The sequence below is a fragment of the Thiobacillus sp. genome, assembly GCF_024708915.1.
This window is the reverse complement of record NZ_JANJXQ010000045.1, coordinates 1-12,756: the sequence shown is the minus strand read 5'-3', so window position 1 is coordinate 12,756 and position 12,756 is coordinate 1. Positions and strand designations below refer to the sequence as shown.

Annotated in this window: 11 protein-coding genes; 5 read left to right on the top strand and 6 right to left on the bottom strand. The window is 67.7% G+C overall.

Features of this window, described 5'->3' with window-relative positions; genetic code table 11:
• Positions 1–13 precede the first annotated feature (13 nt).
• The 4 genes from rpmE (at position 14) to mobA (ending at position 3,967) form a co-directional block, all read left to right on the top strand.
• Positions 14–220, top strand: coding sequence for a 50S ribosomal protein L31 (gene rpmE, locus Q0L94_RS03555; protein WP_018076672.1), 207 nt, complete (start codon positions 14–16; stop codon positions 218–220).
• A gap of 112 nt (positions 221–332) precedes the next feature.
• Positions 333–1,784 carry a M48 family metalloprotease gene (locus Q0L94_RS03550; RefSeq protein ID WP_296750134.1) on the top strand — a complete coding sequence of 484 codons (1,452 nt, stop codon included), beginning with the start codon at positions 333–335 and terminating at the stop codon, positions 1,782–1,784.
• An 82-nt stretch (positions 1,785–1,866) separates the two neighbouring features.
• On the top strand, positions 1,867–3,393 hold the full coding sequence (locus Q0L94_RS03545) for a hypothetical protein (protein ID WP_296750132.1): 1,527 nt from the start codon (positions 1,867–1,869) through the stop codon (positions 3,391–3,393).
• Between the two features lie 19 nt (positions 3,394–3,412).
• Complete coding sequence (gene mobA / locus Q0L94_RS03540) at positions 3,413–3,967, top strand: molybdenum cofactor guanylyltransferase MobA (protein WP_296750130.1); 555 nt, start codon at positions 3,413–3,415, stop codon at positions 3,965–3,967.
• A 216-nt stretch (positions 3,968–4,183) separates the two neighbouring features.
• Here the strand turns inward: mobA and Q0L94_RS03535 are convergent, their stop codons facing one another.
• The 6 genes from Q0L94_RS03535 to Q0L94_RS03510 all read right to left on the bottom strand — a co-directional run bounded on the left by Q0L94_RS03535 (position 4,184) and on the right by Q0L94_RS03510 (position 12,426).
• Positions 4,184–4,933, bottom strand: a complete 750-nt coding sequence (locus Q0L94_RS03535) for an MBL fold metallo-hydrolase (protein ID WP_296750128.1) — start codon at positions 4,931–4,933, stop codon at positions 4,184–4,186.
• A 21-nt stretch (positions 4,934–4,954) separates the two neighbouring features.
• A complete protein-coding gene (gene glcF / locus Q0L94_RS03530) occupies positions 4,955–6,193 on the bottom strand; it encodes a glycolate oxidase subunit GlcF (protein ID WP_296750126.1) in 1,239 nt (412 codons plus the stop codon).
• Position 6,194: 1 nt separating this feature from the next.
• Positions 6,195–7,259, bottom strand: a complete 1,065-nt coding sequence (gene glcE, locus Q0L94_RS03525; protein WP_296750124.1) for a glycolate oxidase subunit GlcE — start codon at positions 7,257–7,259, stop codon at positions 6,195–6,197.
• Positions 7,259–8,713 carry an FAD-linked oxidase C-terminal domain-containing protein gene (locus Q0L94_RS03520; RefSeq protein ID WP_296750123.1) on the bottom strand — a complete coding sequence of 485 codons (1,455 nt, stop codon included), beginning with the start codon at positions 8,711–8,713 and terminating at the stop codon, positions 7,259–7,261. The genes glcE and Q0L94_RS03520 overlap by 1 nt, the downstream gene beginning before the upstream one ends.
• Positions 8,714–8,733: 20 nt before the next feature.
• A complete protein-coding gene (locus Q0L94_RS03515; RefSeq protein WP_296750120.1) occupies positions 8,734–10,068 on the bottom strand; it encodes a four-carbon acid sugar kinase family protein in 1,335 nt (444 codons plus the stop codon).
• A 132-nt stretch (positions 10,069–10,200) separates the two neighbouring features.
• On the bottom strand, positions 10,201–12,426 hold the full coding sequence (locus Q0L94_RS03510) for a phosphoketolase (protein WP_296750119.1): 2,226 nt from the start codon (positions 12,424–12,426) through the stop codon (positions 10,201–10,203).
• A 107-nt stretch (positions 12,427–12,533) separates the two neighbouring features.
• Between Q0L94_RS03510 and Q0L94_RS03505 the strand changes: the two genes are divergently transcribed.
• Positions 12,534–12,756, top strand: a 223-nt coding sequence (locus Q0L94_RS03505; protein WP_296750117.1) for a helix-turn-helix domain-containing protein, incomplete at its 3' end; no start/stop codon positions are given.

The following is a 12,756-nucleotide window of genomic DNA, read 5'->3' as shown; positions in this document are numbered from 1 at the left end:
TTAAGGAATTGCCATGAAATCCGGCATTCACCCCGATTACAAGGAAGTCGCCGTGACCTGCTCCTGCGGCAGCACGTTCAAAACCCGCTCCACGCTGGGCAAGGAAGTCCTGCGCGTGGAAGTCTGCGCGGCCTGCCATCCGTTCTACACCGGCAAGCAGAAGATCGTCGACACGGCCGGCCGGGTCGAGAAATTCCGCCAGCGCTATGGCATGAAGTAAGCCGGTCGGCGCGGTGTGCATGGTGCGACTGAAAGCGGCTTCGGCCGCTTTTTGCGTTCTGGCGGCGACACGACGGTATCATTGAACACTCCCCGATCAGGATGAGGCAAACGTGACTTCCCGAGCTTTCCGCCGTATTGCAATGACCGTACTCGGCGCGCTGGCGCTGACGCACTGCGCGCAAAATCCGGTGACGGGCGGCAAGGATTTCGTGCTGATGTCGGAGCAGCAGGAAATCCAGATGGGTGCGCAGGCACACCAGGATGTGCTGAAGGAATACGCGGCACTGGACAATCCGGCGTTGCAGGCCTACGTCGACGAGGTCGGCCAACGGCTGGCGAAACAGAGCCATCGGCCGAACCTGCCATGGCATTTCACCGTGGTCGACAGCCCCGACGTCAATGCCTTCGCCCTGCCGGGCGGCTATGTCTACATCACCCGCGGCATCATGGCCTATCTGAATTCCGAGGCCGAGCTGGCGGGGGTGGTGGGGCATGAAATCGGCCATGTCACCGCGCGCCACGGGGTGCGCCAGCAAAGCGCGTCCACCGCGGTGGGGCTGGGCGCGGTGCTGGGCTCGATTCTGGTGCCGGGGATGAACAACCAGGCGGGCGCATCGCTGCTGCAAACGCTGGCGCAGGCCTGGACCGCCGGCTACGGGCGCGAGCACGAACTGGAATCCGACCGTCTCGGCGCCGAATACCTGGCCCGGACCGGCTACAACCCGCAGGCAATGATCGAGGTCATCGGCGCGCTGAAAAACCAGGAGCTGTTTGCCGCTGAACAGGCCAAGCGCGGCGGTCGCCAGCCGCGCACCTATCACGGTACGTTCGACACGCACCCGAGCAACGATGCGCGCCTCAAGCAGGTAGTGGGCGAGGCCGGCAAGTACAGCGTCGCCAATCCGCGCGACGGCCGCAACGATTACCTGCAGAAAATGGCCGGTGTGTATTTTGGCGACAGCCCCGACCAGGGCGTGATCCGCAACAATGCCCTGCTGCACGAAAAACTCGGGCTGGCGCTACAGTTTCCGCCCGGCTGGCAGGTACAGAATCGCCCCGACCGGGTGGTGGCGACGAGCCCCCAGGGCGACGCGCTGGTCGAGCTGCAGCAGGGGCCGAAAAGCGACAAACCGCTGGAGACGCTGCAGAAAGGACTCAAGCTGGATGCCGGCGCGCGTTACGACAGCGGCAGTCTTGGCGGCCATCCGGCCGCATTCGCGGCGGGCGCGCAGCAGGGCAAACCGGTGGTGGTGGCGGCCGTGGTGTTCAATGGCACGCAGTACCTGATCGCCGGTATGGCCAAGGACAAGCCCACGTACGAGCGCGAGCGCAGCGCCCTGCGCGCGGCGATCAACAGCTTCCACGCGCTTGGCGCGGCGGAGCGGCAGGCAGCGCGTCCCTATGTGCTGCGCCTGCTGACGGCGCAATCCGGCACCACGATGGCCGCTCTGGCGCGGCAGTCGCCATTGGGCGGCGATGCCGAAAGCCAGCTGCGCCTGCTGAACGACCTCTACCCCGACGGCGAGCCCAGACCGGGGCAGCTCCTCAAAATTGTTCAATAAACGCCTGATCACGCCTCAGCACCCGCAAGGAGTACGCCGGTGGGTGCCCCGCTGCTGCGCAGCGACCCTCCCGCAGCTCGGCTTGCTGCTGCTTTGCGCCGCCTGGCTGCTGCCCGGCCTGATCGGACATGCGCCGTGGAAAGGCGGCGACGGCGATCATTTCGTCCGGCTGTGGCTGCTGCTGCAAAGCGGGACTGCGCCCCAGGCCGCCCCGGCTACGCCGCCCCTGTATTACTGGGTCGCCGCCGCAACCGCCTGGCTCACTTCACCCATCCTGACTTTGGCCGATGGCGCCCGCCTGGCTTCGGGTCTGTTCATCGCCCTGGCGCTGTTTTTTGTGTCGCGCACGGCGCGCGTGCTCTACGGCGCCGAGGCAGGCTGGGCTGCGGTGCTCACCTTGCTGGGCTGCGTGGGCCTGCTGGTGCGCGGCCACGAACTCAACGCCTATACCGCCCAGTTTGCCGCCGCTGCCGTGATGCTGTACGGCATCGCCAGCCTGCCGCAGAATGCCCGCAGCGGCTGGGCGCTGGGCGGCGGCGCGGTCTTGATGCTGCTGGCCGGCGGCGCGGCGGAAGCCTTGCTGTTTCTGCTGCTGGCGGCATCGATGCCGCTGTTGCTGGTGGAGTACCGCAGTCCGGCGGCGCGCCGTTCGCTGGCCTGGGGCGTGGGCGGCGCACTGTTGTTCGGCGCAGCCTGGCTGGCCTTTTTGGCAGCGCAGCATATTCCCTTGATGCGCGCATTCAATCTGCAGCGCTGGCTGGGCAGCAACAGCCTGCGGCCGGGCTATTACCCCGGCATCCTCGGCTGGTACGCCTGGCCGGCATGGCCGCTGGCGGCGTGGGCGGTATACCGGGAACGGCGGCAATGGCGTACGCCGGGCATGGTGCTGCCGGTCGCGGCGCTGGCAGGCTTGCTCGGCCTGTACGCCCTGGCGGCCGATCCCGACGAGGAGCAAGGTCTCATCCTGCTGTTGCCGCTGGCGCTACTGGGCGCCGCCGGACTGTTCACGCTGCGGCGTGGCGCGGCCAACGCCTTGCTGTGGTTTGCGGTCATGCTGTTCGGCTTTGTCGGACTGCTGTTCTGGATCTACTGGAGCGCGCACGATCTCGGCCACCCGGCGCGCTTGGCCGTGCGGCTCGGCAAGCTGGGGATGACCCATGTTGGTGAGTTGCGTCCATGGGCGTTGGCGCTGGGCATCGCCGTCACCCTGGCCTGGATCGTCTTTCTGGCGCGCCTTCAGCGTTCGCCGCTGCGGCCCATGCTGGTCTGGACCGCTGGCATGACCTTCATCTGGACGCTGTTGATGGCCTTGTTTCTGGCGCCGCTCGACCGTCGCCTGAGTTATGTCGGCGTGGGCGAAGCACTGGCTGCGCGGGTGCCGCCAACCGCCTGCATCCAGACCTATCAGGTGCGCAGCCAGCAGCGTCTGCTGCTTGCCTATCACAGTGGGCGCCTGCTCGCTCCGGCCGATATCGGATGCGACTGGCTGCTGGTGGAAACCCGGCGCCGCGAGGCCGCGCCGCATGTCCCGGGCGTCTGGGTCAAGCAGTGGGAAGGCGCACGCCCCGGCGACCGTTCGGACCGCTTCCATCTGTATGTCCGCCGCTAACGGACGGGAAACGGCGCGCGTGGCCGCCGTCATTCTGGCGGGGGGGCAAGGCCGCCGCATGGGCGGGGCCGACAAGGGGCTGATCGATTACCGGGGCCGCCCGCTGGTCGAATGGGCGCTCGCCGCGCTGGCGCCGCAGGTCGGGGAAATCGCCATCAGCGCCAACCGCAATGCCGAGCGCTACGCGGCTTATGGCCGCCGCGTGCTGCCCGACCCCCTGCCCGGCTTTCCCGGCCCCCTGGCGGGCGTGCTGGCGGCGCTGCAGACGGTGGAGGCGGACTGGCTGGTGGTGGTGCCGTGCGATACGCCGCATCTGCCCGCCGATCTGGTGATCCGCCTGCTGGGCGCGGCACAGCTGGAAAGCGTGCCGCTGGCGGTGGCCGAAGACGGTGCGCGCGTGCACCACACGTGCTTCATCGTGCGTACCGATCAGCGCGCGAATCTGGCCGCGTTTCTCGCGCGCGGCGAGCGCGCGGTGCGCCACTGGCAGGCGGGATTGGCTTCGACGACGGTGCGCTTCGACCCTGCCGGGTTCGCCAATTTCAACCAGCCCGACGATCTTCAGCCCGGCTAGTGTCGCGACTCGGAAATAGGGGAACGTAATGAAACGGATGGATTTTTTCGCAGGGCAAGGCGCGAGGAGAGCGTGGTTGTTGCCGATTTATCGGCTTTACAACCACGGCCTACCCCTTGCGGGTGGGCGACATAGCCCGCCCTATGGCAACGACGAGCAACGCCGCCATGCGGAAAAAGACGCCGTTTCATGTTGCGATATTTCCGAGTCTCGACACTAGCCTTGCCGGCTCTCTGCGATCTGCACGCAATACTGCTGCAAATGCTCCGGCACGCCGGGCGGACAGGTGCCGCAGTCGCGGTTGCCGGGAACGGCGTAGTCGATGAACTTGGGATAGGCGAGCTTGAGGTTGTTCATCAGCACAACGAAATCTTCCAGCGTGCGCTCGCCGCCCAGACGCGGGTTGCGAGCCTTTTCCTGGCCGATGGTGCTGATGCGGCGCTGTTCGTAGTCGTGCGCCGGGTAGACCAGGGTGTCGTCGTCGTAGGCAAACAGCTTGCCGCGCACCGAGCGGTACAGCGCGGCCGCATCGCCGCTCTGAAAGTCGGTGCGCCCGCAGGCTTCGATCAGCAGCGCGTCGCCGGTGTAGAGCCGGCCGGCGTGGGCATAGGCGAAGTGGTTGTCGGTGTGGCCGGGGGTGTGGATCGGCGTCAACTCGACCGAGCCCATCTTGAACGGCGTGCCGTCGACGATGCCGATGTCGGTGCACGGCAGCGCATCGAGCGCGGGGCCGGCGATGCGGCTGCCGGCGATCGCCTTCAGCTTCTTCGCCGAGGTGATGTGGTCGGCGTGGATGTGCGTCTCGACCGTGAACGCGAGCTTGAGGCCCAGCTTGCCGACCTCGCCGAGGTCGCGTTCCCAGGTCGGCAGCACCGGGTCGATCAGCAGCGCCTGGCCGGTTTCCTCGCAGCCGAGGAGGTAAGTGTAGGTGCTGGAAACGGGCTCGAACAGTTGCTTGAAAAGCATGACGCATCTCCTTGAGGGTATTCAAAGTACGGCCAGCGCCTCGTCCAGAAGTTCCACCCAGTGCCGCACCGGGACCGGGCTGCCCGATTGCAGATGGGTGAGGCAGCCGATGTTGGCGGTGACGATCAGTTCGGGGTCGCCGGCCTGCAGATGGCCGAGCTTGCGCGCCTTCAACTGGTTGGCGATCGCCGGCTGCAGGATCGAATAGGTGCCGGCCGAGCCGCAGCACAGGTGTTTTTCCGCCACCGGCGTGAGTTCGAATCCGGCGTCGGACAACAGCGCTTCGACGCCGCCGCTGAGCTTCTGCCCGTGCTGCAGGGTGCAGGGCGGATGGTAGGCGATGCGTTTTTGGGTGAGGGGCGAGGCGCGAGGCGCGAGGGACTTCAGCGCGGCCGCTTCGGCAACGAGGATTTCGGAAATGTCCTTCGTTGCGGCGGAAATTCGCGTGGCCTTGTCCGCATACGCGGCGTCGTCGCGCAGCAGCCAGCCGTAGTCCTTGACCATCGCGCCGCAGCCGGAAGCGGTCATCACGATGGCCTCCACCCCGGCGTCGAGGTGCGGCAGCCAGGCGTCGATGTTGCGCCGCGCGGCGGCAAGGCTTGCGTCGTGGTCGTTGAGATGATGCGCCAGCGCGCCGCAGCAGCCGGCCGCATCCGCGGCGACGAGCGAGATGCCGATGCGGTCGAGCACGCGCGCGGCGGCGGCGTTGATGTTGGGCTTGAGTCCTGGCTGGACGCAGCCCTGCAATACCAGCATGCGGCGGGCGTGGTGCGGCGCCGGCCATTCGCCCGCTTTTTCGGCCGGGGGCACGCGCGTCTTCAGGAAGCCGGGCATCAGGCCGCGCACGCGCTGGCCGAGCCTGAGCGCGCTGTTGAAAATCAGCGGCGTGCCGAGGCCTCTCTTCAGTGTGCTGCGCACCGCGGTCTCGGTGACGCCGCGGCCGACTTGCTCCTCGACGAGGTGGCGGCCGATGTCGAGCAGCTTGCCGTATTCCACGCCCGACGGGCAGGTGGTCTCGCAGTTGCGGCAGGTCAGGCAGCGGTCGAGGTGCAGCTGGGTTTTCGCCGTCGGCGTCGCGCCCTCGAGCACCTGCTTCATCAGGTAGATGCGGCCGCGCGGCGAGTCGAGTTCGTTGCCGAGCACCTGGTAGGTGGGGCAGGTGGCGAGGCAGAAGCCGCAATGCACGCAACTGCGCAGGATGCGCTCGGCGACCTCGCCGTCGGGGGTGTTGCGGTAGGAATCGGCGATCTGGGTCTGCATGTCAGAAGTCGGGGTAGAGCCGGCCGCGGTTGAGGATGCCGCTGGGGTCGAAGCGCTGCTTGAGGCTGCGGTGCAGCGTCGCCAGCGCCGGGGCGAGCGGGGCGAAGGCGCCGTTGGCGGGCGCCTTGCCGCGGAACAGGGTGGCGTGGCCGCCCGCTTGCCGAGCGGCCTCGCGCAGCGCGGCGGCGGGCAGCTCGGACGCCAGCCAGCGCAGCGCGCCGCCCCACTCGATCCACTGCGCGTCGCCCAGCTTCAGCGGCGGCGTGGTCGGCTTCACTGCCAGCCGCCACAGATTCTGATTTAGAGTTGACGGGCGCTTGTCGAAGAAGGGCGTGGCCTGGCCGCGCAGGCGCTGCCAGAACGCGGCGGCGTCCTGCAGCGGCTCGCCGCCGAGCCGGGCCTGCGCGGCGTGCACGGCGGATGCCGCGCCCGACAGCCGCAGCGTCAGCAGGCCGGCGTGCCACGAGGTCGCCGACAGCGGCAGCGGCTGGCCGGCCCACTGGTTCATCCGCAGGATCGCAGCGGCTTCGTCGAGTTCGAATTGCAGGGTGGTTTCCGCCGCCGGTTTCGGCAGCACCTTGAGCGAGACTTCGGTGATCAGGCCGAGCGTGCCGAGCGCGCCGACCATCAGGCGCGACACGTCGTAACCGGCGACGTTCTTGATCACCTGGCCGCCGAAGTGCAGCGGCTGGCCGGTGCCGTCGATGATCTTCACGCCGAGCACGAAGTCGCGCGCAGCGCCGGCATAGGGCCGGCGCGGGCCGGACAGGCCGGCGGCGATGCAGCCGCCGAGCGTGGCCGCATCGCCGAAGTGCGGCGGCTCGAACGCCAGCATCTGGTTCTGTTCGGCGAGCAGCGCCTCGATCGCGGCGAGCGGGGTGCCGGCGTGCGCGCTCAGCACCAGTTCCTTCGGCTGGTAGTCGACGACGCCGGCGAGCTTGCGGGTGCTGAGCACCTCGCCTTCATCGGCGTTGCCGTAGAAGGTTTTGCTGCCGCCGCCCTGGATGACGAGCGGCGTATTCGCCGCATGGGCCGAGCGAATGCGCTCAACGAATTCGGTCAACATCAGAACCTCGGCAATTCCGGATGCGCCAGTTGCCCGCCGTGGACGTGCATCGCGCCCCATTCGGCGCAGCGATGCAGTTCGGGCACGGCCTTGCCGGGGTTGAGCAGTTTGTCGGGGTCGAACGCCGCCTTCACGTCGTGGAAACGCGCGAGTTCCGGGGGGGCGAACTGCGCGCACATCTGCTTGATCTTCTCCAGGCCGACGCCGTGCTCGCCGGTGATGGTGCCGCCGGCCTCGACGCACAGTTCGAGGATCCTGCCGCCGAAGTCTTCGGCCTTGGCGAGTTCGCCGGGCTGGTTGGCGTCGAACAGGATCAGCGGGTGCAGGTTGCCGTCGCCGGCATGGAACACGTTGGCCACGGCGAGGCCGTATTCCGCGCCCATCTCGCCGATGCGCTGCAGCACGTGCGGCAGCTGCGCGCGCGGAATGGTGCCGTCCATGCAGTAGTAGTCGGGCGCCAGCCGCCCCACCGCAGGGAACGCGGCCTTGCGCCCGGCCCAGAATTTCAGGCGTTGTTCCTCACTGTCGGCGGTGCGGATTTCGGTCGCGCCCGAAGTTTCGAGCACCTCGTGCACGGTGTAGATGTCGGCCGACACTTCCTCGTTGACGCCGTCGACCTCGCACAGCAGCAGCGCCTCGCAGTCGAGCGGATAGCCGGCGTGGACGAAGGCCTCGGCGGCCTGGATGGCGAGGCGGTCCATCATTTCCAGCCCGGCCGGGATCACCCCGGCGGCGATGATATTGCCGACCGCCGCGCCGGCCTTCGCCACGTCGTCGAACGCCGCCAGCACCACCTGCGCGCGCTCGGGGCGCGGCAGCAGCTTCACCGTGACCTCGGTGATCACCGCGAGCATGCCTTCCGATCCGGTCAATAGCGCCAGCAGGTCGTAGCCGGGGGCATCAAGCGCGTCGCTACCGATTTCGAGCACGTCGCCTGCGATCGTCAGCGCGCGCAGGTTGAGGATGTTGTGCACGGTAAGACCGTATTTCAGGCAGTGCACGCCGCCCGAGTTCTCGGCGACGTTGCCGCCGATCGAGCAGGCGATCTGCGACGACGGGTCGGGCGCGTAATAAAGATTGTGCTGCGCGACGGCTTCGGAGATCGCCAGGTTGCGCACGCCCGGTTCCACCACCGCGGTGCGTGCCAGCGGGTCGATCGCCTTGATGCGGTTGAGCTTGGCCAGCACCAGCAGCACCGCGCCGTCCACCGGCAGCGCCCCCGCGGCAAGACCGGTGCCGGCGCCGCGCGCCACCACCGCGACCTGGTTTTCATGGCACAGTCGCAGGATCGCCGCCACCTGCGTCTCGTTCTCCGGCAGCACCACCACGTCGGGGATGTTGCGGTAGGCCGCGAGGCCGTCGGACTCGAAAGGCAGCAGGTCCTCGCGCTCGTTGAGCACGCAATGCGCCGGCAGCAGGCTGCGCAGCTTGGAGAGGAAGGCGGGACTCAGCATGAAAAAGGCCAAAGCGACGTTCAGGCTGCGAGTTTAGCCGGGCCCGTCTGCGCGCGCGAGGGCGCCAGCCGCCGATAGGCCTCCGCCAGTGCGTTGTCGCCGCCGACGTTGCCGGGGAAGATCACCACCGGCAGCTGCGGCAGGCGGTGGTCGGCTGGCGTCTGCACCACGGTGACGCCGGGCAGGAGCTGTCCCAGCACGCGCGATGAGGTGAGCGCGAGCCCGGTCGACAGCACGTCGTTGGAGGTGATGCCGCCCTTGCTGATGAGGAAGCCGAGTGTTTCCGGCAGCCGCTTCACCACGTCCATCAGGGTTGCGGAAACCGTCTCGCCGAATTTGAGGCGTTCCGCCACGCTGGCAAACGTAAGCTCCGCGCGGCTGGTGAACACCACCGGGGTGAGGCCGCGCGCATGGGCGTGGGTGATGCTCGCCGCCAGTTCGTCGACCACCGCGGCACGCCCGGCCGGCAGGCGGGCGACGTCGAGCGGCAGACCGACCACGCCGCGTTCCTTCAACAGCTGGGTCAGCTGCGCGGTGGTCCTGGCGACGTGCGAGCCGACCACGACCGCGCCGGGCTGGCCGTCGCGCACCAGCGTGGCGAAGGATTCGGCAGCGACCGGCTGCGGCGGCAGCCGGGCCAGCGCGGTCAGCAGTGAGGCAGCGCTGCGGAACAGCAAACGCCTGCCACTGGCGGCGGCTTTCAGCGCGGCGTCGGCGAAGATACGATAGTCGTCAGGTAATTCACCGTCGACCACGCCGACCGCGTTGCCGGTGAGGCCGGCAAGCCAGGCATCGGCGCGGCCCGCGCGCAGCTCGGCCAGCGTCAGGCGTTGCACCGAATCGGCGGCAACGCGGCCGCCGGTCTTCTCGGCGACGTAATCGGGCAGGAAGGCGGTCGAGTAGCCGAACACCGAATCGCGCGCGAATTCGGTCTGGTGCGTCGGCACCGGCGTGCCGTTGACGACCAGATAATGCGTACTGTCGCGCGTGATGCGTCCGCCTTCGAAGAACGCCGGTGTTAGCAGCGTTGCGTCGAACGGTCCGAGCATCTCGTTCATCATGTCGGTTTCCACCGGATAGTGGCCGCGCAGGGTCGAGTCGGAGCGCGACACGAACAGCACCGGGCCGGTGTAGTCGGCCAGCGCGGTCTTGAGGTTGACGCACACCTCGCGGGTGACTTCGGCGGCGCGCGCCGCGTCCATGCCGCGCGTGTTGGTCAGCACGAAGAACAGCGGCGCCGCATCGGCCAGCGCCGTCTGCAGCGTGGCGACGTCCCAGCGCGTCAGCAGCAGGCAGGAATGCACCGTCTGCGAGCCGGTGGGGTCGTCGTCGAGGATGATGATTTTCGGGTTCATGGTGAAAACCTTTTTTTGTCCGCGAAGGGCGCGAAGAAACGCGAAGAAAACCAAGCAGTGTCGAAGTGTCAATCCAGGATCCTTGCTTTGATTTTCCTTCGCGTTTCTTCGCGTCCTTCGCGGATAAAGTTTTTAAGCCGAAACACGCTCCAGCATCGCCAGCGCCCGCTCGTGCATCGCCTGCGCGTTCATGCCGTTGAAGTCGAACAGCTGCTGCGGGCTGGCGGTGGTTTCGCCGCGCTTCCAGCAGAACACGTCGCGCTCGCGCGCCTGGCTGCGCAGCAGAACGGGTTCGAGCGGCGCCGAGGGGCCGCCGCTGACGCCGATCAGCACGTCGCCATGGAACATCGCCTTGAAGGCGGCGTCGTCCATGAAACGGCCGTCTGGTTCGGACACGCTGTCCCACAGCACGTCGCTCGGGCGGTACAGACGGCGCGGGTTGACCACGGCGACGATGCGCGAGCCGATGCCGGATGCGGCCAGCTTGTCGGCGGCGGCGAACACCGGCTGCAGCACCATGTCGCCGGTCACCGCGAACACCACGGTGTGCGAACCCGGACGCGCCTGCAGCAGCATCGCGCCGTCGTCGATCGCCTGGTAGCTCTGCGCCATCGTGGCATGGATCGGCAGCGGCGACTTCGACGCGGTGATGACGATGCCCTTGTTGTGCTGGCGCAAGGCCCAGTCGTAGCTCGCCTGGATCATGTTGGCGTCGACCGGGAACAGCGGGTAGACGTTGCCGTTGCGCATCATCGCGGCGAAGTAGCTTTCGATCTCGGGGCGCTGGTGGGTCCAGCCGTTGCGGCCCTGCTCCAGCGCGCCGGCGGTGAACAGACACACCGTGGCCGGGGTTGGGCGGCGCAGCTCGGCCATTGCCTGCGTCACCGTCTGCCAGATCGGCAGGCCGTTGATGGCGAAGGATTCGTAGCTGCACCACAGGCTGCGCCCGCCGAACAGCGCGACGCCGACGGCGAGGCCGGCGCAGGCGTCCTCGTTGAGCGGTTCGTAGACCTGGCCCGACGGACCCTGGAAATACAGGTCGTCGGCGGTCGGGTGGCGGATCGTCAGCGCCTTGTTGATGTTGGCCATGCCCGAGGCCTCGTTGCCGTCGGCGTTGGTGACGACGAACAGCGGGTCGCGCTTGCCGACTTCGCCGACCACGTGGCCGAAGGCGGTGGTCGGGATGTGGTTTTCGCCGACGGCGAATTCGTTCAGCGGCAGGCCGTCGAGACTGGGCAGTGCGCGCACGCTCTCGGTTACCGCCACGCGCGCCGCGGGGCCGCCGCCGGCGTGGCGGAAGTTCTCGCGGGTCACCTTCCACGCCTGGATCGGCAGCGCGCGGCGCTGCAGCCCGTTTTTCACGTCGTCGGAATCGAGCGTGTGGTGGGCGTAGAGGTTGTGCGACTTGGCGCCGGTGGCGTGCACGCCGGCTCCTTTGAGTTGCTTGACGATGAGGCAGGCGCGGCGGCCCGAGAGCGCGCTCTGCGCGGCGGCGGCGGCGGCCTTCAGGATGGCGCCGGTGAAGGCCATGCGCGCGGCGAAGCCGAAAGTCGTGCTGTCCGCGTAGACCGGGGTGTCGGCCGTGTCAGCGAAATCGCGGGCGTCGACCAGGTGCACCTCGTCGAAACCATGGGCGCGCCAGTAGGCGGCCATGCGGCCGTTGTCCCACAGCGACACCATGCTGTGGTGCTCCTGCGAATAGCCGTTCCACACCAGCACCGGCAGATAGTTGGTGACCTCGGGATAGGCAGTGGCGAAGTGCTGAAATGCGCTCATGATATAGGGCTCGCCCAGCCCGCCGTCGCCGATGGTGACCGGGAACAGCTTGTCGCGATGCAGATAGGCGCCGGCCATGGCGAAATGCTGGCCCTGGCCGAGCGGACCCGCGGGCGCCAGCAGGCCGGGGATTGCGCCGGAGAGATGGCCGAGCAGGCCGTGGCGCTCGCGGAAACGCGTGCGCATCTCGGCCACGCTGTGGATGCCCATGGCTTCCAGCGAAGTGTCGAGGAACATCGCCGAGTAGAAGCCGGGCGCGTGGTGGCCGACCTCGGTCACCATGTTGCGGTGGCCCAATAGATGTAGCGCGGCAACTGCGTCGGCGCTGGAGGCGAAGCCGCCGGGGTGGCCGGAGGACTTGCTGCCGGTGACCTGCAGTGTGAGATAGCGCAGTGCGTCGGCAGCCAGCAGGGTCTGGTAGATGGCCGCTTCGCTGGTTGCGTCGGGCAGGGCCGGCCGGTCGGGGCCGAGCAGCGGCGTGGCGCCGAGGCGCTCGATTTCCGGAAGGCTGTCGGCGAAATACTGGATGCCCTCGCAGAAGGCGGGCAGGGTTTCAGGGGTGGACAGCATCTGGGCGCTCATGGCTATACCTTTCATAATGTGAAATTGTTTCGCGCGATGCGAAACGATGGACGTATTGAAGCAGTAAACTGTCCGCAATTTCACATCGCGTGATAAATTTTCACTTTATGAAAAACGCCGGCTCCTCGATCCAGGTCCTCGACCGTGCCATGGCACTGGTCGGCATCCTCTCCCGCGCATCCGGGCCGCTCGGACTGACCCGGCTCGCTGGCGAGGCCGGGTTGCACACCGCCAGCGCACACCGCATCCTCGGTGCGCTGATGGCGCATGGCCTGGTCGAAAAAACCGGCGCCGGAGAATACGATCTGGGCGTGCGTTGGCTGGAAGTGG